This is a genomic window from Mucilaginibacter paludis DSM 18603, from assembly GCF_000166195.2.
In the GTDB taxonomy this organism is placed as follows: domain Bacteria; phylum Bacteroidota; class Bacteroidia; order Sphingobacteriales; family Sphingobacteriaceae; genus Mucilaginibacter; species Mucilaginibacter paludis.
This window is the reverse complement of record NZ_CM001403.1, coordinates 5288458-5312463: the sequence shown is the minus strand read 5'-3', so window position 1 is coordinate 5312463 and position 24006 is coordinate 5288458. Positions and strand designations below refer to the sequence as shown.

Sequence of the window (24006 nt, the reverse complement as noted above, 5' to 3'; positions counted from 1 at the left end):
CCGATCAATCATGAAAAATAGTATATATATCATTATAGGTTTACTTGCCGTACTAAGCAGTTGCAGTAAGCAATTGAATCAGCAGCCGGTATCCAGTTTGGCAACCACCAATTTTTACAGCAATAACAATGATTTTTTGCAGGCTGTTAACGGGGCTTATTACCAGCTTAGGGCTTATCCCGACCAAACCCTGTGGCTCAGTGAGATGCGGAGTGATAACATCAATGCCGTTTCTGACGGTAATCGCGATTGGGATGGCATTAATACGTTTTCGCCAAATATCACCACCGTAGGTTTTATCTCCAGCGCCTGGAAAAATAATTTTAACGGCATTTATAATGCCAATACCGTGCTTGATGCGCTGAGTACTAAAGGAAGTGTAATTGGCAGCAGCGCCTTAGTAACCCGTTATACCGCCGAATGCCGCTTTTTGCGTGCCTTTTATTATTTCAACCTGGTTAAACTATTTGGTAAAGTGCCTTTGGTAACCAAGCCCCTTACTGCGGACGAGGTTAATACCGTACAACGCAGCCCGGTAGCGGATGTGTATACCCAGATCATCAGCGACCTGCAATATGCCGCGTCAAATCTCCCGGCATCTTACACGGGCTCAGATATAGGCCGCGCCACCTCTTACGCTGCCAAGGGAATCTTAGGGCAGGTGTACCTAACCAGGTCCGGACCAACTTATAGCGTGGAAGGGCCGGGTTTAAACAGCAATGAGTACGATAAGGCGCTGAGTGTGTTTAACGAGATCATAGCCAGCAATCAATACAGTTTCTTGCCCGATTATGCATCCATCTTCAGTTACACCAACGAAAACAACAAAGAGGTTTTGTTTGATGTGCAATATGCGAGCAGCATTGATGGCGCGAGTTTCCCGAGTGATTTGGTGCCGGTGGCCTACTGGACAAGCCTGGGCATCTCCAATACCTATGGTAATGGCTACGGGTCAAGTTCTTTCCCGGTTACCGCCAATTTAAAAAATTCGTATACCGTTGGCACCGTAAGCGGTACCGATGTGCGGTACCCCTTTAATGTGGCCACAACTTACACCAAAAGCCCGTTCATTAAAAAATATATTGATATCAGTAAAAAGGGTACTTCGGGTACAGACTGGCCTATTAATTTTATTGTGCTGCGCTATACGGACATTTTGCTGATGAAAGCTGAATGTATTTTGCATGGCGCTGCAGGCACACAGGCCGATGTGGACGGCATTGTAAACCAGGTACGGGCCAGGGCGGGCGTTGGTGCGCTCAGCAACGTTACTTTAAACACACTGATAGAGGAACGCCGCCGCGAGTTTGTTGGCGAAGGGCTGCGCTGGAACGACCTGGTAAGGGAAGGCTTGGCGGTAACTACGATGAACGCATGGATAGCGGGCGATGCCATAACGACCATAAGTGCCGTGGTGCCCAATTACATCATCTACCCGGTGCCGGCGACGGAGATTCAAACCAAAGCAGGTTTATACACACAAAACCCCGGCTATAACTGATGCCGGGTTTTGTTAAATTTGATACGATGAAAATAAGATCCTTATTTCTTTTATTTTGCTTAACAGGCGTATTAAGCGTGAAAGCGCAAACAAGGCAGCAACCAAACATCATTTTTATCCTTGCCGATGACCTCGGTTATGGAGATGTGGGTGTATATGGGCAAACAAAGATCCTGACCCCGAATATTGACTTATTGGCCAGAGAAGGAACCAAACTGACTGATTTTTATGCCGGCGCTCCTGTTTGCTCTCCGTCAAGGGGCGTATTACTGACCGGGCTCAACACCGGTCATGCCACCATCCGCGGCAATATGGCCATTAAAGGGGGGCTTGCCGGGAATAAAGGTTCGGACAAGATTCGCAGAGCCGGTTTACTACCCCAGGATTCTACTATTGGTGATTTACTACAACGATCCGGTTATACCACAGGATTGATAGGCAAATGGCACGTGGACGGGTTTGACACGCTCGCAACACCGCAACGTCATGGTTTCGATTATTTCTACGGCTGGCTTGTCAGTTACCCCCAAACCTATGCCAGTACCTATTGGCCCGATACCTGGTACCGCGATGGTAAACTGGTAGCTGTCCCTCAAAATCAAAACGGTCAAAAAAATTATTATACCAGCGAGATCATTACAGATGATGCAATAAGGTACCTGGCAAAACATAAAAAAAGTAAGAAGCCGTTCTTTTTGATGGTGAACCATTCCAACCCGCATTCGCCTTTGGACGCCCCGCATAACACGATCTATGAAGGGAAGGACTGGACATCCGATCAGAAAACCTATGCGGCCATGGTCACTTACCTGGATAGCTCAGTAGGCAAGATCCGGAAATACCTGATCGAGAGCGGCCTGGATAAAAATACCATCGTGATCTTCACCTCGGATAACGGGCCAAGATCTGAGCCGACAACCTCGCTGACGGCTGTTTCGGATTTCTTCCATTCAAGCGGGCCATTAAGAGGCTACAAACGCGATGTGACCGAAGGCGGCATCCGCGTGCCCATGATCGTTTGGAATAAAAACAGGATCAAAAGCGATGCGGTATCTCATACACCGGGATATTTTGCCGATATCCTGCCTACTTTAGCTGGTATAGCCGGCTCGCCGAAAGGCTTCAGGACGGACGGCGCCAACATGTATCCTTATATCATCAACCCCAATGCGAAAGCTCAAGACCGCTTTTTATACTGGGAGTTTTTTGAGAACGGCTATGTGCAGGCGGTACGCTACGGTAAATGGAAAGCCGTAATCGTCAAAGGAAAGTTAGCCTTATATAATCTCGATTCGGATATTCATGAAGATAAAGACGTTGCTGACGGCAATCCGGCTGTTGTAAAAAGTATCCGTAATTACTTAAGCACCTGCCGATCAGAATCGCCCTATTGGCCTTTAAACTGATCGGGGTACCTTCGCTTTCAGTGTAATTTATCAAAGCCGCCCATCACAGAGCGGCTTTTTTGTTGTGACCCGCATCATTAAACAAAGAAAAATTATTAAAATCTATATAATCTATAGAATTAATATATTATAATTGTAACGCCTTCTTATACAAAAGAGGGATCATTGACAGATTATTAACTCATTTTCCGAATTATCTTATGCCAGATCAAAAAAGCAAACAAACCGCCTTAGGCGACGTAGCCGCAAGACAATTAGCCGTAGCAACCAGAACCGTTCCTCAGTTAGCCGCTATCACTCCCCGATGGCTGACGCATTTGCTAAGTTGGACACCAGTAGAATCAGGCGTTTACCGCCTGAATAAAGTGAAAGATGCCGACAATGTTGAGGTGGATTGCTCTAACCGTGACGAACGTGAATTGCCTTCAACCTATGTTGACTATGTAGAAAATCCCCGTGAGTATAATTTGAGCGCAGTGAACACGGTACTGGATGTGCATACGCGCGTATCTGATCTTTACAGCAAGCCTTTCAACCAGATCACCGAGCAATTACGTTTAACGATCGAGATCATCAAAGAACGGCAGGAAAGCGAACTGATCAATAACGAAGAATATGGTTTGTTGAATAGCATTGCGCCATCGCAAAAGATCAAGACCAGGCTCGGCCCGCCTACGCCGGATGACCTGGACGAGCTGATCACCAAAGTATGGAAAGAACCTGCTTTTTTTCTGCTGCACCCCTTAGCTATTGCTGCGTTTGGGCGCGAATGCACACGCCGTGGCGTACCTCCGCCAACGGTATCCTTGTTCGGATCACAATTTTTAACCTGGAGAGGTATCCCGCTTATCCCTTCGGATAAATTACCTATCGTTAACAACAAATCGAAAATATTATTGCTCAGAACCGGGGAGAGCCGGCAGGGAGTTGTAGGCCTATACCAGCCTGGCTTACCTGGAGAGCAGTCTCCGGGATTATCTGTTCGTTTTATGGGTATTAACAATAAAGCCATAGCCTCGTATCTGGTTTCGCTGTACTGCTCCCTTGCAGTATTGACAGATGATGCAATTGCGGTTTTGGAGGATGTTGATTTAGGAAATTACCATGAGTACAAATATTAATGCGGAAGAACAACCCGATCTGAGCGCCCTTGCAAATCTGGCGAACCAGTTCTTTAAAGCTTTACCGGGTCAGCAGATCAAGACTGATCCGGTTGTTGGCCAGGCTCATGAACCGGTAAGACAGGATGCCTTGGTCGAAAGCTATGAACCCTGGTTATATGACCAGGGTTTACGCAACAATAGCTTTGACCATTCGCCACCATCAGCTTCGGGTGTCGGCGTTTCGCCGTCTGCGGCAAACCAGAATAATGCGGTGGATCTAAGAAACCCGCAAACAAGTTTTGCTGACCCGAATCTGGCCGGACCGAAACCTGCGGATTCCGTACAGTTGCCTTTTCAGGAAGATGAACCTTTTGAGACGCGCCTGAAAGAGATATTGAATAACGTCCGCGTTTCTTCACCGGCTGTCAGGATCCCATTCGATCAGGACACGGATGCACCGTACTACTTTTTGAAAAACAGAAATGGTGTACTAAACCCGAAAAACATCTTTGATCGCGATGCGAGCAGGGTGGGCCAACCAATCGCGCCCCCCTTTGATGTTAACCTCGTCAGGAATGATTTCCCGATCCTGCGGGAGCGGGTAAACGGCCGCCCCCTGATCTGGCTGGATAATGCTGCCACTACGCAAAAACCCCAGCAGGTGATCGACCGGATATCCTACTTCTATCAACACGAAAACTCGAACATCCACCGCGCGGCGCACCAACTGGCTGCCAGGGCTACAGATGCTTATGAGGGAGCGCGTGAAAAGGTGCGGGCTTTTATCAATGCCGCATCCGTTAACGAGATCATATTTGTGCGGGGCGCTACAGAAGCCATTAACCTGGTTGCTAAAAGCTGGAGCGAGCAAAATTTGAATGCTGGTGATGAGATTATTGTAAGCCACCTGGAGCACCATGCCAACATCGTTCCCTGGCAGCAGCTGGCGGCAAAAAAGGGTTTAAAGATTAAGGTAATACCGGTTGACGATGACGGGCAAATCTTGTTGGATGAATACGCCAAATTGCTCGGGCCTAAAACTAAATTAGTGGCTTTTACGCAGGTATCCAATGCCCTGGGTACGGTTACACCGGCGAGCCGGATTACCGAGCTGGCGCACCAGGCCGGGGCGAAAGTGCTTATAGATGGCGCGCAGTCGGTATCCCACATGAAAGTGGACGTAAGGGCGCTGGATGCAGATTGGTTTGTATTTTCGGGCCATAAGGTATTTGGGCCAACGGGTATTGGTGTGGTTTATGGTAAAGAGGCTTTGCTGAATGAGACGCAGCCATGGCAAGGTGGTGGCAACATGATCTCGGATGTAACTTTTGAGTATACCCAATACCATAAGGCACCCAGCCGTTTTGAAGCCGGTACCGGTAATATTGCCGATGCTGTAGGCCTGGGCGCGGCAATAGATTATGTAAGCCGCATCGGCATCGAAAATATATCGAGGTATGAGCATTACCTGTTAATTTACGCCACCCGGCTATTAAAAGAAGTGCCCGGCATCCGGCTAATCGGCACGGCTCCGGATAAAGCCAGCGTATTATCCTTTGTGCTGGCCGGTTACAAAACCGAAGAAATAGGTGCCGCCCTGAACAAGGAAGGCATCGCGGTACGTTCGGGCCACCACTGTGCCCAGCCTATATTAAGGCGCTTTGGGGTGGAAAGCACCGTCAGGCCGTCATTGGCCTTTTACAATACCCGCGCCGAGATCGATACGTTGGTCAATATCCTCCACAGATTGAAAAAATAACATGAAAGAACCAAAGCTCAATAGTTTTATCGAGTTACTTTTTCAGACGCATAAGGCGGAATGGGAAGCTACGCCCTCTCACGAACAGGCTATTCATTGGCTCAATGACCTGCTTGAATTTTTGTTTCCTAATAGCAGGCTGAATAAAAAGATCATTTACGAAGGACAGCTGAGAAAGAACCAGATCGAACTGGAGAATATCTTACTCAGCTACCTCGATAGCGACCAGATCAATATCGGCGACGCGGTAGACCGCTTTTACGCTTCCTTACAGGAAATATACCAAAACTTGCGTTCGGATGCGGCACGTATACACGAAAAGGATCCCGCCGCAGGGAGCGTACATGAGGTCATTGTTTCTTACCCCGGTTTTTATGCCATCGCCGTTCACCGCATTGCCCACCAACTTACGCAATTACTGATCCCTATCCTGCCGCGCATACTGAGCGAGCACGCCCATGGTAAAACAGGGGTGGATATTCACCCCAATGCGCAGATAGGCGTGCCCTTTTGTATCGACCATGGCACCGGCATCGTGATAGGCGCCACCAGTATCATCGGCAAAAATGTTACTATCTACCAGGGTGTAACCCTGGGCGCTTCGCAGGTTAGCAAGGGCTTATCAGATACCAAGCGCCACCCCACTGTAGAAGACAATGTGACCATATATGCCCGCAGCACGATATTGGGAGGTAACACGGTGCTCGGCCATGACAGCACTATTGGCGGGAGCGTTTTTTTAACCAAAAGCGTTGAACCTTATTCGCATGTTTTTAACACGCATCAATTGCGGATCGAGGTTAAATCTAATTTTTAAATTCTGAAGAAGCAATACCATGGTATCTAAACTAAGCTCGTCCGAGATCATACACTTTCTCCTGATCCTGATTGTCATCCTCATCCCGGCGAGAATATTGGGAGAAGTATGTCGCAGGTATAAGCTTCCCGCGATCATCGGCGAAATTTTTGCAGGTATTATTGTTGGCCCGACCTTGTTGGGGGCCTTCTTTCCGGAAATCTTTAAAAATCTGTTTTTAGCTGCACCGCAAGCTTATGGCGCATTTGATGGGATCTCCAATATCGGTATCATCCTGTTAATGTTTATTGCTGGATTTGAGGTGGATATGCAACAGATACGGCAGAACGGAAAACAAGCCTTAGCCATCAGTTTAACCGGTATTATCTTCCCGTTCGCTATCGGCTCCATCTCGGTATGGTTTCTATACAACAGTCATTTTGCCAACTCGGGAAGTAATCAATTAACAACATCCTTATTTTTCGGAACAGCTTTATCCATTACGGCGCTATCCGTAATCGCCAAAATATTGCTGGATCTTGACCTGTTGAAAACCAAGATCGGCAATATTGTATTGACAGCGGCCATGGTAGATGATTTTTTGGGTTGGATCTTGTTTTCGATCATCATTAAGCTGATGAATGCCGGTAAAGAAGATGCGTCTTTCTGGTCTGTGATCGAAGTGGTGCTCTTTGCCGCATTTATGCTGACAGGTGGAAGGTGGATCGTTCACCGCCTGCTTGAACTGGCGGGTAAAAGCCAAAAGATAGGGCGCGTATTTACGGTAGCGGTGTGTTTGTGCTTTATCGGCGCGGTAATTACCGAATACCTGGGCGTGCGTGGCGTGTTCGGTGCATTTTTGGTAGGTATAGCCGTAGGCGGTTCGGAATATTTTACGGCTAAGCACCGGGATATATTACATCAGTTTACCATTAATGTATTGGCACCTCTGTTTTTTGCGTCTGTAGGTTTGCGGCTTAATTTTATCGCTAACTTTAACCTGGAAATCGTGGTTATCATATTGGTCATCGCTTGTTTGGCTAAATTGATCGGCGCCGGTATTGGCGGTGCTGCAAGCGGCATGTCTAAAAACGAATCGATTGCCGTGGCATTTGGCATGAATGCGCGTGGTTCGCAGGAGATCGTTTTGGGCTTGATCGCCTTACAGGCCAAGATTATCACAGAGCCTGTATTCGAAGGCCTGGTGGTAATGACCGTAGTAACCATGGTGATCTCGGGGCCGATCATGAAATATTATTTTTTAAAAGAGCAGAACGAGGCCGGAGCCAGCATCGCTTATCTCAGCAAGATCAGGGCATAGAAAGAACAACCGAACATTATATTTAATCATCACACCATGAAAAAGACGGTTTTATTATTATTTCTCAATTTTTCAGTTATTACCATAAATGCCCAAACCGCACCAACTAAAGCAGACGATGACCGCGGCTATATCGTTAAAGTTGGCGACCTCGCACCGGATAACTTTTCGCTGAAATTGACTAACGGGAAAACAACCACGTTAAAGGAACTGCACGGTAAGGTAGTGGTATTACAATTCACGGCCAGTTGGTGCAGCGTATGCCGGACGGAAATGCCGCATTTGCAAAAAGATGTTTGGGAAGCGAATCAAAACAAAGATCTCGTGCTGATCGGTGTTGACCGCGACGAACGTTTGGATAAGGTACAAAAATTCCATGCGGATATGAAGATCACCTACCCATTGGCACTTGATCCCGGAGCTGACATATTTGGACTTTTTGCCGATAAAAAAAGTGGCGTAACACGGAACGTGGTGATCGGCCGTGATGGCCGGATTGCATTTCTTACCCGCCTATACAGTCCCACAGAGTTCACTGCAATGGTTAAAGTGATAGACGGCCTGCTGGCCAATACGAGTGCTTCCGCTAACTAAATAGTCAAATGATATGAAAAGACAACTTCTTTGCATCTTTGTTTTAGGATCGTTTATCCTGATAGGGAACCCATCATTCGCGCAAAAACCGGTGGTCGAAGCAGCGCCGATCACCATTGAGAATTATTACAAGATCAAATGGGGATATGCCGATGAGTTTATCGCTTTATGGAAGAAGAACCATTACCCGCTATTGAAAAAATTACTCGAAAAGGGGGATGTATTAAACATCAAGGCAGAATCTCCGATCATTCATAGCAGTGAAGACAGCCGTTGGGATTTTAAAGTTACGCTTACTTTCCGGACAGAACATCTGGCCTTTGACTACAGCATTACTGAGCCTTTTAAGAAGCAGCTTTTCCCAGACCAGGATACTTATCAGAAAGCAGAACAACATCGTTTTGAACTGGTTATTGCGCATTGGGACGTACCGGTAGAGAACGTCACCCTGCCCTAAAGATATCCCGATAGGTGCCCTTAAACTTATGGAATTGGTGCTATGCCTGCGTTGCTGACTGTCATCATTCATGAGGGTTTCCGGGATATTCATATAGTGGTGATCCCCGGCTGCCAGGGTCTCCCTTGTGGTAGCTCCGGTGCATAAGTTTAAGCAGTGATTAATATTACTTCTCTTTTGAAGCTTTTTCTAAAGCCAACATACGTGCATTCAATCGTTCATTCATTTTTTGCTGCTCCTGGTTAACCATCTGCTGTTGTGTTAGCTGCTTATCTTTCTCAATAAGGTATAAGGTTAACTCCTCTACTTTTTTAGTTAAAAGCTTGTTCATCTCTCCTAAATTGACACCATCTTTAGCTACTTCATTTTCCGAGGGCATTTCGGGTAAATGATGATTGGCATCTATATATGTTTTAAGAAAGGAGAGCGATGGTAAATTATAATTTGGTTTGAAAACATAATCGGGCCAGTTCAATAAATCCACCTTTACCTCTTTGGTATGAATAGTGCCATTAACCGACAGCTTTGCATCGGGTGTTGTTGTACCAATTCCGACATTGCCGTTAATATAGAGCTTATCTGAGGAATTGTAAAGGGGAGGGTTGTAACCAATTCCAATGCCGTAACCATTGGCTTGCAGAATGTTTCCTCCCTCGGTACTCGAAATATCAATAAACCTAAAATTGCTTGCATAACTCTCAGTTCCCCATGAGCCTTGATAAAATAACTTTAAAGCGGCGGTTGTATTAAGGTCATATGCATTGAAGATATGTAGTTTTGCTACGGGGGTCGTTGTGCCAATACCTACATTGCCTGTATTGGTATTGTAAATACTGGTTCCTGATGTGGTCCATTGCGCAAATGACGAGTGTGCCATCGCAAAAGCGATAATAAGTAGTAAGATCTTTTTCATGTGATAAATAGTTTGGTATTCTGCCTCTAAGATAGGTATTCCGGTACTTTATTTCGAAACCTTACTTTATATAGAGTGAAAACGAAGTATCGGAAAACAACTATTCAAAAAGTTTTCTAAGGTGGTTCAATTTGTATTTATCTATTTAATGTTATCTCGCTGTTCCTTTAAATCTTAACTTACTTACCGGGATTATCAGTATTACTCCTGGTAAGCAAGGGGCTCCCTTGCGGTAGCGGCGAGCATTTCCAGTTCGATAGGATCCATACCATTTTCTTAATTTGCTCAGAAAATCGTACTTTTGATCATTGATCATGAATGAAAAATCTTAAAGATGAACTACAAGATATCATTTTCAGAAATGAACCAGCTGGCCAAACAAGCCAACTCAAAAAAGTCCAGTGTTTCCTTAGAGGAGATGCGGAAACAAGCTTCGAAGCTGAAAAACAGCAGCGCTTCAAAAATAAAGAAACAGCAGCCCCGAGATCAGTGAAAATAATTTTATCAGCGAGTGCGCAGAACAAAGGGTATACCGGCTTGATGGCTCTCATGTGATCAAGACCAACGCGGGTGTTTTTTACGAATGCTGGCTCGATTACTTCAACAGCCTGCTCATCCCTTCGCGCCTGCTTTCCTGATTATTGTCTTTTATTAAGCCTATTACCCCCTTTGAAGTAAACGATTTAATTCCCTGATCAAATCTTCTGGTTTCTGAATAGTCGACCTGAATACCAAATGTACATGACTTGGCATGATACACCATGCGTAAACTTCCATATCTTTATCTACACCATAGTTTAAGCTTCGTACCAAATCAAAATACGACTTCGCACAAACATATCCATCCAAAACACCGTCGCAAAACTCACAAAGTATAATCCCTCCGAATTTTTGAATTTATAATGACGGCTCATTCATTAAAAATACAAAATCACGGAATAATTATAAACATCCCGGATTGCATATTCAATACTTAGCATGTGGGCCACAAGGGAGACCCTTGCGGTAGCGGCGGATAAACTCGTACTGACTGTAGTTTGTCTTTTTGTATAGCAGTTATTGTTTATTTACAACAGATGATTAACTTTAAGGATGCATTCTATTTGGTCTGATATACGATTCTATGCAGGCATAATTCTATGGCTTTTAATCACCTTTGCCGTGTTTTTAGTTGGCTGGGGAATGAGTTTCACCAGTATCGATCTATCAACTGCGCCTAAAACAACAGGAGTAATATCATCAGCAGTGGTAAAGCTGACAGATGCAGGAAAGGCGGGTGGTATCAATTCATTTGTTTTTCAAGTTAACGATCTCCCTGATGGATATTGGCTATATCGAGCCAACGGAGACTACTCAAGCTTATATAATTCGCTAAAAACAGGAACAAAAGTTACAATATATCATAGTAAGACAATTCAGTCCAATGGGTTGTATACAGTGTATCAGCTTCAAGATGGAGATCATGTTGACTACAGTAAGGACGAATATGAAGGAAAGGAAAAATGGGCTGGTCGTTTGATCGCCTTACCTGGAGCAGTCCTGTTACTTGTAATGATATTTGTTCAAATAAAAAAGCGAAGAAGGCAAGAGTCTTCGGCCAACAATGTAGAGTGAGTGTTAAAACAATCATCAACCTTTTTGTGCCATTGGACTATACCTACACTGGCAGGCAGGCTGCTACACATTGCGAATGCTTGGTCGTCATTTCTTATAGCCCTCAAAAACAACAAACCCTCCCAGGCTTACCTGAAAGGGCTTAAACGGTGGTCGCATCAGGGCTCGAACCTGAAACCTACTACTTAGAAGGCAGTTGCTCTATCCAGTTGAGCTATGCAACCGTCAGCAAAGTTTAATTTGCGGTGCAAATATGCACAAAAGCTTTCAATTTTTAAAAACAGAGTTTAATTTAATGTAAACGCTGTTCCTAACAGCCTCATTTATTGGCTTTTGCCTGTGCTATTAACCATTGGGCTAAGTCGTCGGTAGCCTTATCGTTGTCATAACCGGCAGGTAAATGGCCGTTGGTGTATTCGTTATACAGCCAGGGGTCGCCTACGGCAAAAACGGTTCCTTTACCATATTTTACGGTGGCAAAAAGCACGGCCCCATTTTTAGTATAGGCCGCCTTGGCTTTACCACTGAGCGTTATTGACGACATATCTTTCAGATATACCTTTTTTGCTGTTTTAAATATCGGGTGGTTTGGCGGTATCATCAGCGTTCCGGCTGCTATATTGTTACCTATCACATGGTTTTGTATATCATCATTAAAATGCAGCCCGAAAACAGCGGCCAGTTTATTGGTATGCGGCAACTCTACATTGGCGCTATCGTTAGCCATTAAAACTAAAACACCGCCGTCTTTTACCCAGCCGGCAATGGCTTTAATATGCGCAGCCTCGATATAGTTGGGATTTGGGCTTTCTTTTTTAGTATCCGGGTCAACAATAATATAAATATCGCTGCCTTTTAAACTGGCAGCGGTTGGAGCCGCATCCAAACTTTTTAGGGTTGCCCCATTCTTTACAAAGGCATCTCCCCAGTTAGAGTAGCCATTTAAATCCTTTTCTTCCCATAGATAATGGAAACGCTCCATTTGCCCATCCGCGTTTTTATGCGATTCGTGGTTAAAAAAGTAGTCGAGCGTAACAACGGTTTGCGCTTTAACTCCCGATACGCCCATGCCCGCCGAAGTGAGCGCTATAAAAAAGGCCGATTTAAATTTATTCATCTTGCAGGTTAAATGATTCGAACAAATATAATATTCCGCAGTTATTTTTTCAGGGGATAAATTAGTGGACTTTGGTCGATGGTCCATAGTCCATGGTCCATGGTAAGCGCGGTGAAGTTCCGGTCGATGGTAGTTAGTTGATGGATCATGAATGATGGACAAGGCACTATGGACCATCGACTATGGACCATGGACTATCCCCCCCCCAACTTTCTTTGTAATATTTCACCCTCAAATCCGTTCTGGCTGTTAAGGCTTAAAAAAACTTTTATATTTGCCGCTTAATCAAACAAAGCCATCGCTAACTTAAATATGTACGTGTGCCTGATAGTATAGTTATTGTACCCACTTATAATGAACGAGAAAACATTGAACGCTTATTGAATAAGGTGCTTTCTTTGGATCATGATTTTCATGTGCTCATTATTGATGATGGCTCTCCGGATGGCACAGCGCAAATAGTAAAAAGGATTCAGTTGGATTACCCCGACCGGCTTTTTATCGAAGAGCGCTCTGGCAAACAAGGCCTGGGCACCGCTTATATCCACGGCTTTAAATGGGCGGTTAAAAATCAATACGATTTTATTTTTGAGATGGATGCCGATTTCTCGCATAACCCCGACGACCTGATCCGCCTGCGCCAAGCCTGTGTGGAGGGTGCCGACGTAGCTGTTGGCTCACGTTATGTGAGCGGAGTTAACGTGGTCAACTGGCCCATGAGCCGGGTGATGATGAGCTACTTTGCCTCGGTTTATGTACGCTTTATCACCGGGATTGATATACAGGATACTACCGCCGGGTTTAAATGTTTTAAACGCAAGGTCCTGGAAACCATCAATCTCAATAAAATAAAATTTGTGGGCTATGCCTTTCAGATCGAGATGAAATATACCGCCATTAAGCATGGTTTTAAAGTGGTAGAAGTACCCATCATATTTACCGACCGCACGGTAGGCACTTCTAAAATGTCGACCGGTATTTTCCGTGAGGCTTTTATCGGGGTGATACAAATGAAGATCAATAGTGTCTTCAGGAAGTATCCAGAGGGATAAGCACAAGCCCGGCCCGAGCCCCCTCTAAATCTCCCCCGGTAGGGGAGACTTAAAAAAAGGATTTAAAAGCTTGCCTTGTGGGGACGCCATTCTGGATCTCCTGGTAAAGGATACTTGGAAAATGCTTCTAAAGCTTCCCTTACGGGGCATGTGCACTCTAAATCTCCGGGTAAAGGGAGACATCAAAAATACTTTCCAAGTCTCCCCAACCGGGGGAGATTTAGAGGGGGCTCTCCTTTCTCCTTTAATAAAATAATTACTAATTTCGTTGGCAATGAACGAGAATCTCGATCCTAACCTTGAAAATCTGTCGCCTGCCGAGCGTGATATCGAAAAAGTTTTGCGTCCGCAGGCTTTTGAAGATTTTACCGGTCAGCATAAAATATTAGCCAACCTTAAAATATTTGTACAGGCCGCCAAATTACGTGGCGAAGCGCTCGACCATGTGCTGCTGCACGGCCCTCCGGGTTTGGGTAAAACTACACTCTCGCACATTATCGCGAACGAAATGGGATCGGGTATCAAAATAACATCGGGCCCGGTATTGGATAAACCCGGCGACCTTGCTGGCTTGCTTACCAATTTAGAAAGCGGCGATATTTTATTTATCGACGAGATTCATCGCCTGAGCCCACTGGTAGAAGAATACCTGTACTCGGCCATGGAAGATTTTAAGATCGATATTATGCTGGAGAGCGGCCCTAACGCCCGGTCGGTACAAATTTCGCTTAATCCTTTTACACTGGTTGGTGCAACCACGCGGTCAGGCTTGCTTACCGCGCCTTTACGTGCCCGCTTCGGTATTAATTCGCGGTTGGAATACTATGATGCCAAGCTATTAACCACCATCGTGCTGCGCTCGGCATCCATCCTAAAAACCCCCATCCGCGACGAGGCCGCTTACGAAATTGCCCGCCGAAGCCGTGGTACCCCGCGTATTGCCAACTCGTTGCTGCGCCGTACCCGCGATTTTGCCCAGGTAAAAGGCAACGGACAAATAGATACCGAAATTGCCCGCTACGCCCTCAACGCCCTCAATGTAGACGAGCATGGCCTGGACGAAATGGATAATAAGATACTGCTAACCATTATTGATAAATTTAAGGGTGGCCCTGTAGGCTTAAAAACCATAGCGACGGCTGTTGGCGAAGACGAGGGTACCATTGAAGAAGTTTACGAACCATTTTTAATTCAGGAAGGCTTTTTAATGCGCACTTCGCGCGGCAGGGAAGCTACCGATAATGCATACAAACACCTGGGCCGCATCAAATTAGGCGGCAACCCGTCCTTATTTTAACGTTCATTTATTTTAAACTCTCACAAATACAATGAAAAATCTATTACTGGCCTTTGCTTTAGCCACCTGCGCTGTAGCAAAGGCGCAAACCGTTACGCCCGTATCCAGTCCGGTGGATTATATCAATCCGCTGATGGGCACTCAGTCTAAAGTCGACCTCTCCAACGGAAACACCTACCCCGCCATTGCCCTGCCCTGGGGCATGAATTTCTGGACACCACAAACCGGCCAGATGGGCGATGGATGGCAATATACGTATGATGCCGACAAAATTCGCGGGTTTAAGCAAACGCACCAGCCCTCGCCCTGGATGAATGATTACGGGCAGTTTGCCATTATGCCGGTTACCAAACATTTAAAATTTAAGCAAGACGACAGGGCAAGCTGGTTTTCGCACAAAGCCGAAACTGCCAAACCCTACTATTACAGTGTTTATTTGGCTGATGCCGATGTAACTGCCGAAATTACACCTACCGAGCGTGCCGCACAGTTCAGGTTTACGTATCCGCAAACCGATAGCTCTTTTGTGGTGATTGACGCGCTCGACAAGGGATCATACATCAAGGTGCTGGCCAATGAAAACAAAATTATAGGTTACAGTACACGCTATGCGCGCGGCAGCCTTAAAAACTTTAAAAACTACTTTGTTATTTATATTGACAAGCCATTTACCCTATCCTTTGCCACCAGTGATGATGCCCTGGTTACCGGCAAGCTGGAAGTAGCCAGTAAGCACGCGGGTGCTGTAATAGGCTTTAAAACCCATCAGGGCGAACAGGTACACCTCAAGGTAGCATCCTCGTTTATCAGCTTTGAGCAGGCCGAACTGAACCTAAAAAGGGAACTGGGCACCGATAGCTTTGATGTTACCAAACAAAAAGCAAAGGATGTTTGGAATAAAACCCTGAGCCGATTAACGGTTGAAGGTGGCACTATCGATCAAACCCGTACCTTTTACTCCTGCCTTTACAGGATGCTTTTCTTCCCCAATAAATTATATGAGGTTGATGCCAAAGGAAACATTGTACATTGGAGCCCCTACAACGGGCAGGTTTTACCCGGCTATATGTTTGCGGGCACCGGCTTTTGGGATACCTTCCGGGCGCTTTACCCCTTTCTCAACCTGGTGTATCCTTCCATCAATAAAGAAATGCAGCAGGGGCTCATCAACGATTATAAAGAAGGCGGATGGCTGCCCGAATGGTCAAGCCCGGGTTATGCCGATATTATGGTGGGCAACAATTCGGCATCGGTAGTGGCCGAAGCCTATTTAAAGGGTTTGCGCGGATATGATATCACAATACCCTTTACGAAGCTCTAAAACATGGTGCCAATAACGAGGGGCCGGTATCTGCCGTTGGGCGCAAAGGCGTTCAGTATTACAACCAGTTGGGTTACGTACCCTATAACGTTGATATTAACGAAAACGCCGCCCGAACCCTGGAGTACGCTTATGACGACTTTGCCATAGCGCAATTAGGCAAGGCACTCAACAAGTCTAAAGAGGAAGTTGACCTTTATGCCAAACGCAGCCAGAACTACCGCAACCTGTTTGATAAGCAAACCGGCCTGATGCGCGGTAAAAACAAAGATGGATCGTTCGAAACGCCTTTTAACCCTTTTAAATGGGGCGATGCTTTTACCGAAGGCAACAGCTGGCATTATACCTGGGGCGTGTTTCATGATATTAACGGGTTGATAGGCTTAATGGGCGGCAAAAAACAATTTATAGCCAAGCTCGACTCGGTATTTAGCCTGCCGCCGCTTTACGACGAAAGCTATTATGGCGAGGTGATCCACGAGATCAGGGAAATGCAGATAGCCAACATGGGACAGTATGCGCACGGCAATCAGCCCATCCAGCACATGATTTACCTGTACAACTACGGCGGCGAGCCCTGGAAAACCCAATACTGGGCCCGCGAGGTAATGAACCGCCTGTACGCCGCCCAGCCCGACGGCTACTGCGGCGATGAAGATAACGGACAGACCTCGGCCTGGTATGTATTTTCGGCCATGGGCTTCTACCCCGTTTGCCCCGCGAGCGATCAGTACGTTTTGGGTGCCCCGCTGTTTAAAAAAGTAACCCTTAAGTTAGAAAACGGTAAAAGCGTAATCATCAACTCGCCCGCTAACAGCGCCACCAACAAATACGTGCAAAGCATGACTTATAACGGCAAGCCTTACGATTTTAACTGGCTAAGCCACAAAGCGCTGCAACAAGGTGCAATTATCAATTTCAACATGTCGGCAAAGCCTAATAAACAACGCGGAATAAAAGATATTGATTTTCCTTACTCGTTTTCGAGGGGATATTGAGAGGGGGAGTTCTGAGCCGGGAGTCTTGAGTCTTGAGTTCTGAGTCTTGAGTTTTTGAGTCAATTTCAGTTGGGAATCGTTGAACCAAAGTAAATATAAGTTCACTCGGGGTTTCGGCCCCGGTTATTCATGATTTGACCGGAGCCTGCCGGAAAATACGATCCGGCTTTGTAACTTCAAGACTTATCATTTCCTCAAGACTCTGGACTCCAGACTCCCGGCTCAAGACTCAGAACTCAAGACTCCTCCGCTGCCGCAAGGGTCTCCCTTGTGGCCCGCATGCTAAGTGTAGAATATGCAATCTGCGATATCTTAATATATTTCCGCGATTTTGTACTTTTAAAACATGAGCCGTAATTATAAATTTAAAAATTCGGAAGGATTATACTTTGTGAGTTTTGCGACCGTGTTTTGGATAGATGTGTTTGTGCGACTACCCTATTTTGATGGTTTGGTACAAAGCTTAAATTATTGTGTGGACAATAAAGGCATGGAAGTTTATGCATGGTGTATCATGCCAAGCCATGTACATTTGGTATTCAGGTCGACTATTCAGAAACCGGAAGATTTGATCAGGGACTTTAAATCGTTTACTTCAAAGGAGGTGATAGGTTTAATAAAAGACAATAATCAGGAAAGCAGGCGCGAATGGCTGTTAAATTCATTTAAAAAGGCGGGAACGGCAAATGGTAATAACACAAACAACCAATTTTGGCAACAACATAACAAGCCGGTTGAATTATGGACTCCGGCTATAATTGACCAAAAAATAGATTACACGCATAACAACCCGGTTGTAGCTGGTTTTGTAGAAAATGATTATGAGTATCTGCACAGCAGCGCACGCGATTATGCCGGGACTAAAGGATTGGTGAAGGTTATAATTACATAGGTCATCAGTCTGAAAGCATAACGTATACTTAGCAAGCGGGCCACAAGGGAGACCCTTGCGGCAGCGGAGTATTGAGGGAGGAGTCGGGAGTCCGGAGTCTTGAGTTTTTGAGTCAATTTCAGTTGGGAATCGTTGAACCAACTTAATATAAGTTCACTTGGGTTTCGGGGAGACTGTAAAATGAACTGTGTCAGTTAAAAATTTGGATAGAATTTTTAACTTAGACATAGTAGAATGAACAAAAACAACAATTTCGATTTTGAAAGTTTCAAACGAGAGGCGATCAAGGGGATGTACGCTGGTAAACCCCTTAACGGAGAAAAGGGCATCTTTGCGCCTTTACTGAAACATTTTTTAGAAGCAGCGCTTGAGGGCGAGCTAGAAACCCATCTACAGGAAGAAAAAGCCGCAGGCTTATCCAATCGCCTTAATGGTAAAATCACGAAACGAGTTAAGAGCCTTTCGGGCGAATTTGATCTGCAAAGCAACCGGGACCGGTCTGGCAGCTTTGAACCTGTAGTGTTACCAAAGCGACAAGTGATTATAACCGAAGAACTGGAAGAGAAGGTAATCGGCTTGTATGGGCTTGGCCTGAGCACACGGGATATTTCCAAACATATCATGGAAATATATCAAATGGATATCTCTGCAACTACCTTATCCTCTATTACAGACAAAGTTATCCCAGCCATGAACGAATGGCGGCAGCGGCCACTGGAATCGGTTTATGCATTTGTATACCTGGACTGTATGCACTATAAAGTACGTGAAGGCAACGGCGTAATTACCAGGGCTGTTTACAATATTCTTGGTGTTTCCCTTCGTGGGCAAAAGGATCTGTTAGGCATGTATTTATCAGAAAGCGAAGGCGCTAAGTTCTGGCTATCGGTTTTGACCGATCTAAAGAACCGTGGTTTGCAGGATATGCTAATTGCATGCATAGATGGTTTAAAAGGCTTTCCCGAGGCCATAGCAGCCATCTTTCCAAAAACGGAGATACAGACCTGCGTTGTTCATCAGATCCGTAATAGCTTGCGCTATATTGCCGAGAAAGACAAGAAGAAATTCATGGCTGATCTTAAGCCGGTTTACCAAGCCATTAATAAAGAACAGGGCTACGAAAATCTGATTTCCCTGGATGAAAAATGGGCTAAAAAGTATCCGGTTCCGGTCGGGTCGTGGTACAATAACTGGGAAAACCTGTCAACTTTTTTTAAGTATGATGCACACATTCGCAGAGTGATCTACACAACTAACGCGGTTGAGGGCTTTCACCGCCAGGTACGCAAAGTAACTAAAACAAAGGGCGCATTCACATCAGATACAGCCTTGTTAAAGCTGGTATATCTGGTAGTCCAGAATATCTCTGAGAAATGGACAATGCCAATGCACAACTGGAGTTTGACTTTATCTCAACTTTACATTATGTTTGGCGATAGGATAGCTGGTCACCTAAATAACGGATAGATGTTGAAATGTGGGAAACTGAAGGAGTTTCCCACATTTCAACATCTTAAACAATAACAAGTTTATTTTTAGTTGACACAGTTTAGTTTACACTCCCGTTTCGGGCCGCGGTTATTCATGATTTGACCAGAACCTGCCGGAAAATACGATCCGGCTTTGTGACTTCAAGACTTATCATTTCCTCAAGACTCTGGGCTCAAGGCTCCGGACTCCCGGCTCAGAACTCCCTGCTCCCCACTAAAACTTACATTACGCTAACCGATTACCTTTTACATACCCTGCAAAATACATAACTTAGTCGCCTTAATATATCGTTTATGGCTACTATTGAAATATCGCGCTTAAGCGGCGATTTTGGTTTCGAGGCAAAAGATGAAAATGGGCACAGCGTATTGATGGACAGCAGTCCGGAGAGCGGCGGCCAGGATTTTGGCGTACGCCCCATGCAAATGTTGCTGATGGGTTTAGGTGGATGCAGCGGCATCGATGTGATCAGCATCCTCAAAAAACAACGCCAGGATGTAGTTGACTATAAGATGATCGTTAAAGGCGACCGCGAGGCGGGTAAAGAGCCATCGCTGTGGCAAAATGTGGAACTGGAATTTCATATTTATGGCAATGTAGATGTTGACAAAGCCGAACGCGCTGTTGAACTATCGTTAAACAAATACTGCTCTGTAGCAGCTACTTTAAAATTTGCCGGTGCCAGCGTAAGCTGGAAAACGTTTGTACACCCGGCAGCATAAGTACCCTATTTACTTCTATACAATTGATATTATAATGTCCGATAATTTAGATCCTATCAGCCAGGCTATCCGTATACAAACACCACGTACGCAGCAGGGCGAACATTCTACCCCCTTATATTTAACCAGCAGCTTTTGCTTTGATGATGCCGAAGCTATGCGCGCCGCTTTTGCCGAAGAGAGCGACGATAATATTTACAGCCGTTTCAGCAATCCCAATGTGGACGAGTTCACCAAAAAAATGGTTGCGCTTGAAGGTGCCCAAGCAGGTTTTGCAACCGCCAGCGGGATGAGCGCCGTGGTGGGTTCCATTATGGCCTTATTGAAAAATGGCGACCACCTGATTTGCAGCAGTTCCATTTTTGGCAATACCAATACGTTTATTAAAAAATACATGCCCGGCTTTGGCATTACCGTTACCATGGTGCCAGCTGGCGATAATGCAGCCTGGGAAGCCGCTGTGCAGCCTAATACCAAAATGGTTTACTTAGAAACGCCAACCAACCCGCAACTGGAAGTACTGGATTTGGAATGGATAGGGCAGTTTACTAAAAAACACAAGCTGATACTCAACGTTGATAATTGCTTTGCTACACCGCTATTGCAAAAACCTATCGACTTCGGTGCCGACCTGGTGATCCATTCGGCCACTAAATGGATTGATGGGCAGGGCCGTGTGTTGGGCGGTGTGGTAGTTGGCCGTGCCGATCTGATCCGCGAGATCTACCTGTTTTGCCGTGTTACCGGCCCGTCACTCTCCCCTTTTAACGCCTGGGTACTTAGCAAAAGCTTAGAAACATTGGATGTACGTATGGAGCGCCATTGCCATAACGCCTTAAAGGTAGCCGAAGCCTTGCAAAGCCACTCTCAGGTTGCTTTTGTAAAATATCCTTTTTTAAAGGGGCACCCGCAGTACCACATCGCTCAAAAACAAATGAAAGCCGGTGGAGGCGTATTATGCTTTGAAGTGAAAGGCGGCGTTGAGGCAGGGCGCAAGTTTTTAAACGCGCTGCAAATGTTATCGGTAACGGCCAATTTAGGCGATACCCGCAGCATAGCCTCGCACCCGGCAAGTACCACACACTCTAAACTTACCGAAGAGGAGCGCCTTGCCGTAGGCATCACACCCGGCCTGATCCGTATTTCGGCAGGGTTGGAAAAGGTTGATGATATTATTAACGACATTGTGCAGGCGCTTGAGAAGAGCGTTTAAAAGGAGTAATCAATGAGCATAAAAATTGGATTAGCTTTTTTCATGCTCATCATATATGCTAAGGCATCAGCGCAGTTAAAAGAAGATCGGATTACTCATATTAAACAGATTTTTTACGCTATTAATAACGATCATGGCCTAAAAAGGAAAATTATTCATAATGATGAGTTGGCAAAAATCGCCCCCGACACGCCAGCTTATGATGGCGGAGAAGAAATAGCCGGGTATTACAAAAACGATACCCTGGTGAAAATAACCTATTCAATTGGTATGTCGCTCTGTAACAAAACCTTCGAGTTTTACTTTGAAAATTCGAAGGTTTTGTTTGTTTACGAAAAACAGCAGAACTTTAGTTACGATCAGTCAAACTCCACAATGAACTATTCCCGTTTAACTACAACTTTTGAAGGAAGATACTACGTTGACGGGCTTATCGTACTCCGAAAAATTGAAAAAGGCACTATAAATGGTGAACGAAACGAGGCCGTCGCTATGCTAAAAACGGATATACCCCGCTTTTCGGCGTTATTCCATAAAAAACACTGACGCATAAAGTTTATCTTATCAATGCAATCCGCTATGGATGAATCGGCTATACCTATTTTAAAAGCACAAACAATTTACTTCTTCTCGTATCCCCTTGATAAGGATATTTTATTTGGTTGCTAATAGCGATCTGTTTTAAGCCCTATCACAATCACATACATTTTAACTAATTCTTAAATTTCAATCCTCCCCCCAATACAATCCATTCAGATTTGTATTCATTACAGGGCAGCTTGCTCTTTTATCTTTTTTACCCTGCAGTTAAAAAGTCAATCGTTCTAAAAAATAGTTAAAACACTTGATAGCATGCACTTTAACTAAAAAGCATTGTTATTTATTTATGTGCTACCTATGGTGTTTTTAACTATATTAACAACATGGCACCAATGTTGCCTTAAGGGGAACATGCCTGTTAACATAGGTAATTTTAACTAAAATGAATATGAAACTGAATTTTAAAAAAACATCTTTGCTCCTTTCCAGCTTAATGGCCGGAGGTGCTTTATTTGCCCAAACTCCCGACAGCACACAAACTAAAAATTACGTAGAGCCGTTTTCACCAGGCAGTGCATTCCGCACCTGGTCAATTGGCATAAACGGAGGTGTTTTAACACCATTCACCATTTTTAACGGCAAACAGGATTTTGCATCACCTCACGAACAAATTGGATACGGTGGTTTTATCAAAAAACAAATACTACCATCGTTTGGCTTACAAGCAGATTTTTTAAAAGGTAAATTAGGCGGCGGGATAGCGGCTATTGACCCAGTAACAGGCACGAGCCCATACAGCAAATACAGTACAGATCTTAACTGGTCAGCGGCTTTAAGTGCAAACTTCACTTTGGCAAACATCAACTGGAGGCATAATAAAGGTTTTATCCAGCCTTATTTAACCTTGGGTGGTGGTGCTATCGCATACAAGCCAACAGTATATAATGCTGCTACAGGAGCTTCAACAACATTTAAACCAAGTGATAAAAGCAACTACACTGAATTTTTTATTCCTGTAGGCGCCGGTTTAAAATTCAATGTTGCACCAGGTGTCAACATCGACTTAGGTTACCAGGTTAATTTTGTTAACGCTGATAATGTTGATGGTTACAGCACTGGTTCAACCAACGATAAGTTTTCATACGGCCACGTTGGTTTAGAATTTGCTTTAGGCAAACGTTCAAAACCACAGCTGGCAACACATAACCCAGTATCATCTATGCGTTATGAGTATTTAGCTAAAGTCAGAACTTTACAATCTGAAGTTGACGCTCAAAAAGCTGAAAATGACAGATTACGTTCTGACCTGAATACAACCAACGCTAATTTAGCAGCTACTAACGCTAAGTTAACTCAGGATTCTGATGGTGACGGTGTACCTGATTTGTTTGACAAATGTCCTAACACTCCATCAGGCGTAAAAGTTGATGGTGCTGGTTGCCCACTACCAAAAGCAGAAAATGTAAAGGTATATATAACCGAAGAAGATAAGAGAGTAGTTAAAGATGCTATTGCCAACCTGGAATTTGATTTAGGTAAAGCAACCATCCGCGCACATTCATTACCAAGTTTAGATAAAGTTGCCGAGTTATTGGTTAACAAAAATTTCAGCTTAAAATTAGCCGGACATACTGATAATTCAGGTTCTGCAGCGCTGAACATGCGTTTATCAAAAGAACGTGCAGAAGCTATCAAAACTTACCTGGTAAGCAAAGGTGCTAATGCATCACGTATTGAAGCAACCGGTTATGGTATGAATCAGCCTATCGCCAGCAACAAAACTGCTGCAGGCCGTCAACAAAACCGTAGGGTTGAGTTTACACTTTATTAAGATTTTCAGCTCGAAGCGAGAAGCTTTAAGCACGAAGCTTATACAAAAAAGCCACCTTATGGGTGGCT

At 44.8% G+C, this 24006-nt stretch carries 21 protein-coding genes, 1 tRNA gene and 1 pseudogene; 20 read left to right on the top strand and 3 right to left on the bottom strand.

Annotated features, from left to right (window positions below; genetic code table 11):
* Positions 1-10 precede the first annotated feature (10 nt).
* The 8 genes from MUCPA_RS22530 to MUCPA_RS22495 all read left to right on the top strand — a co-directional run bounded on the left by MUCPA_RS22530 (position 11) and on the right by MUCPA_RS22495 (position 8937).
* Entirely contained in the window at positions 11-1501 is a 1491-nt protein-coding gene (locus MUCPA_RS22530; RefSeq protein ID WP_008509528.1) for a RagB/SusD family nutrient uptake outer membrane protein, read from the top strand.
* Between the two features lie 26 nt (positions 1502-1527).
* Complete coding sequence (locus tag MUCPA_RS22525; RefSeq protein WP_157543966.1) at positions 1528-2907, top strand: arylsulfatase; 1380 nt, start codon at positions 1528-1530, stop codon at positions 2905-2907.
* 200 nt (positions 2908-3107) lie between these two features.
* Positions 3108-4028 (top strand): family 2A encapsulin nanocompartment shell protein, encoded by a 921-nt coding sequence (locus tag MUCPA_RS22520; protein WP_008509526.1) that lies wholly within the window; start codon positions 3108-3110, stop codon positions 4026-4028.
* Positions 4012-5769, top strand: coding sequence for a family 2A encapsulin nanocompartment cargo protein cysteine desulfurase (locus tag MUCPA_RS22515; RefSeq protein WP_008509525.1), 1758 nt, complete (start codon positions 4012-4014; stop codon positions 5767-5769). The genes MUCPA_RS22520 and MUCPA_RS22515 overlap by 17 nt, the downstream gene beginning before the upstream one ends.
* Position 5770: 1 nt before the next feature.
* Positions 5771-6586, top strand: a complete 816-nt coding sequence (locus tag MUCPA_RS22510) for a serine O-acetyltransferase (RefSeq protein ID WP_008509524.1) — start codon at positions 5771-5773, stop codon at positions 6584-6586.
* A gap of 19 nt (positions 6587-6605) precedes the next feature.
* Positions 6606-7886: a cation:proton antiporter gene (locus tag MUCPA_RS22505; RefSeq protein ID WP_008509523.1), complete on the top strand. Its 1281-nt coding sequence runs from the start codon at positions 6606-6608 to the stop codon at positions 7884-7886.
* Positions 7887-7922: 36 nt separating this feature from the next.
* Positions 7923-8480, top strand: a complete 558-nt coding sequence (locus MUCPA_RS22500; protein WP_008509522.1) for a TlpA family protein disulfide reductase — start codon at positions 7923-7925, stop codon at positions 8478-8480.
* Positions 8481-8493: 13 nt separating this feature from the next.
* Complete coding sequence (locus MUCPA_RS22495; RefSeq protein WP_008509521.1) at positions 8494-8937, top strand: hypothetical protein; 444 nt, start codon at positions 8494-8496, stop codon at positions 8935-8937.
* Positions 8938-9103: 166 nt separating this feature from the next.
* Here the strand turns inward: MUCPA_RS22495 and MUCPA_RS36335 are convergent, their stop codons facing one another.
* Entirely contained in the window at positions 9104-9850 is a 747-nt protein-coding gene (locus MUCPA_RS36335) for a tail fiber protein (protein WP_008509520.1), read from the bottom strand.
* Between the two features lie 318 nt (positions 9851-10168).
* On the opposite strand from MUCPA_RS36335, the gene MUCPA_RS22485 reads away from it, so the two are divergent.
* The 3 genes from MUCPA_RS22485 (at position 10169) to MUCPA_RS22480 (ending at position 11464) form a co-directional block, all read left to right on the top strand.
* Positions 10169-10405 carry a hypothetical protein gene (locus MUCPA_RS22485; RefSeq protein WP_040626278.1) on the top strand — a complete coding sequence of 79 codons (237 nt, stop codon included), beginning with the start codon at positions 10169-10171 and terminating at the stop codon, positions 10403-10405.
* Positions 10336-10488 carry a putative polyvalent protein kinase domain-containing protein gene (locus MUCPA_RS39595; RefSeq protein ID WP_169316228.1) on the top strand — a complete coding sequence of 51 codons (153 nt, stop codon included), beginning with the start codon at positions 10336-10338 and terminating at the stop codon, positions 10486-10488. The genes MUCPA_RS22485 and MUCPA_RS39595 overlap by 70 nt, the downstream gene beginning before the upstream one ends.
* Before the next feature lie 454 nt (positions 10489-10942).
* A complete protein-coding gene (locus MUCPA_RS22480) occupies positions 10943-11464 on the top strand; it encodes a hypothetical protein (protein ID WP_008509518.1) in 522 nt (173 codons plus the stop codon).
* A gap of 150 nt (positions 11465-11614) precedes the next feature.
* Here MUCPA_RS22480 and MUCPA_RS22475 read toward each other — a convergent pair.
* Positions 11615-11688, bottom strand: a tRNA-Arg gene (locus MUCPA_RS22475).
* Positions 11689-11783: 95 nt separating this feature from the next.
* Positions 11784-12581, bottom strand: a complete 798-nt coding sequence (locus MUCPA_RS22470; RefSeq protein ID WP_008509516.1) for a DUF4350 domain-containing protein — start codon at positions 12579-12581, stop codon at positions 11784-11786.
* 320 nt (positions 12582-12901) lie between these two features.
* On the opposite strand from MUCPA_RS22470, the gene MUCPA_RS22465 reads away from it, so the two are divergent.
* From MUCPA_RS22465 to MUCPA_RS22420, 9 genes and pseudogenes are all read left to right on the top strand, one after another.
* Entirely contained in the window at positions 12902-13633 is a 732-nt protein-coding gene (locus tag MUCPA_RS22465; RefSeq protein WP_008509514.1) for a polyprenol monophosphomannose synthase, read from the top strand.
* A 274-nt stretch (positions 13634-13907) separates the two neighbouring features.
* On the top strand, positions 13908-14930 hold the full coding sequence (gene ruvB, locus MUCPA_RS22455) for a Holliday junction branch migration DNA helicase RuvB (protein ID WP_008509513.1): 1023 nt from the start codon (positions 13908-13910) through the stop codon (positions 14928-14930).
* A 31-nt stretch (positions 14931-14961) separates the two neighbouring features.
* Positions 14962-17249 (top strand): annotated as a pseudogene (locus MUCPA_RS22450) (GH92 family glycosyl hydrolase).
* 346 nt (positions 17250-17595) lie between these two features.
* Positions 17596-18141 (top strand): transposase, encoded by a 546-nt coding sequence (locus tag MUCPA_RS22445; protein ID WP_008509510.1) that lies wholly within the window; start codon positions 17596-17598, stop codon positions 18139-18141.
* A 234-nt stretch (positions 18142-18375) separates the two neighbouring features.
* The gene (locus MUCPA_RS22440; protein WP_008504193.1) at positions 18376-19608 is read left to right on the top strand and encodes an IS256 family transposase; all 1233 of its coding nucleotides are present in this window, start codon (positions 18376-18378) and stop codon (positions 19606-19608) included.
* Between the two features lie 317 nt (positions 19609-19925).
* Entirely contained in the window at positions 19926-20354 is a 429-nt protein-coding gene (locus MUCPA_RS22435; protein WP_008509509.1) for an OsmC family protein, read from the top strand.
* Positions 20355-20388: 34 nt separating this feature from the next.
* The gene (locus tag MUCPA_RS22430; RefSeq protein WP_008509508.1) at positions 20389-21567 is read left to right on the top strand and encodes a trans-sulfuration enzyme family protein; all 1179 of its coding nucleotides are present in this window, start codon (positions 20389-20391) and stop codon (positions 21565-21567) included.
* Positions 21568-21579: 12 nt separating this feature from the next.
* Positions 21580-22113, top strand: coding sequence for a hypothetical protein (locus MUCPA_RS22425; protein WP_008509507.1), 534 nt, complete (start codon positions 21580-21582; stop codon positions 22111-22113).
* A 442-nt stretch (positions 22114-22555) separates the two neighbouring features.
* A complete protein-coding gene (locus MUCPA_RS22420; protein WP_008509505.1) occupies positions 22556-23938 on the top strand; it encodes an OmpA family protein in 1383 nt (460 codons plus the stop codon).
* Positions 23939-24006: the final 68 nt, after the last annotated feature.

Bases quoted from the DNA above. Each gene is read 5' to 3' on its own strand.
- MUCPA_RS22445 (WP_008509510.1), top strand. From the start codon at position 17,596: ATGAGCCGTAATTATAAATTTAAAAATTCGGAAGGATTATACTTTGTG.
- MUCPA_RS22425 (WP_008509507.1), top strand. From the start codon at position 21,580: ATGAGCATAAAAATTGGATTAGCTTTTTTCATGCTCATCATATATGCT.
- MUCPA_RS22440 (WP_008504193.1), top strand. From the start codon at position 18,376: ATGAACAAAAACAACAATTTCGATTTTGAAAGTTTCAAACGAGAGGCG.
- MUCPA_RS22485 (WP_040626278.1), top strand. From the start codon at position 10,169: ATGAAAAATCTTAAAGATGAACTACAAGATATCATTTTCAGAAATGAA.
- MUCPA_RS22500 (WP_008509522.1), top strand. From the start codon at position 7,923: ATGAAAAAGACGGTTTTATTATTATTTCTCAATTTTTCAGTTATTACC.
- ruvB (WP_008509513.1), top strand. From the start codon at position 13,908: ATGAACGAGAATCTCGATCCTAACCTTGAAAATCTGTCGCCTGCCGAG.
- MUCPA_RS22510 (WP_008509524.1), top strand. From the start codon at position 5,771: ATGAAAGAACCAAAGCTCAATAGTTTTATCGAGTTACTTTTTCAGACG.
- MUCPA_RS22495 (WP_008509521.1), top strand. From the start codon at position 8,494: ATGAAAAGACAACTTCTTTGCATCTTTGTTTTAGGATCGTTTATCCTG.
- MUCPA_RS22520 (WP_008509526.1), top strand. From the start codon at position 3,108: ATGCCAGATCAAAAAAGCAAACAAACCGCCTTAGGCGACGTAGCCGCA.
- MUCPA_RS22525 (WP_157543966.1), top strand. From the start codon at position 1,528: ATGAAAATAAGATCCTTATTTCTTTTATTTTGCTTAACAGGCGTATTA.
- MUCPA_RS22430 (WP_008509508.1), top strand. From the start codon at position 20,389: ATGTCCGATAATTTAGATCCTATCAGCCAGGCTATCCGTATACAAACA.
- MUCPA_RS22505 (WP_008509523.1), top strand. From the start codon at position 6,606: ATGGTATCTAAACTAAGCTCGTCCGAGATCATACACTTTCTCCTGATC.
- MUCPA_RS22530 (WP_008509528.1), top strand. From the start codon at position 11: ATGAAAAATAGTATATATATCATTATAGGTTTACTTGCCGTACTAAGC.
- MUCPA_RS22435 (WP_008509509.1), top strand. From the start codon at position 19,926: ATGGCTACTATTGAAATATCGCGCTTAAGCGGCGATTTTGGTTTCGAG.
- MUCPA_RS36335 (WP_008509520.1), bottom strand. From the start codon at position 9,850: ATGAAAAAGATCTTACTACTTATTATCGCTTTTGCGATGGCACACTCG.
- MUCPA_RS22515 (WP_008509525.1), top strand. From the start codon at position 4,012: ATGAGTACAAATATTAATGCGGAAGAACAACCCGATCTGAGCGCCCTT.
- MUCPA_RS22470 (WP_008509516.1), bottom strand. From the start codon at position 12,581: ATGAATAAATTTAAATCGGCCTTTTTTATAGCGCTCACTTCGGCGGGC.
- MUCPA_RS22420 (WP_008509505.1), top strand. From the start codon at position 22,556: ATGAAACTGAATTTTAAAAAAACATCTTTGCTCCTTTCCAGCTTAATG.
- MUCPA_RS22480 (WP_008509518.1), top strand. From the start codon at position 10,943: ATGCATTCTATTTGGTCTGATATACGATTCTATGCAGGCATAATTCTA.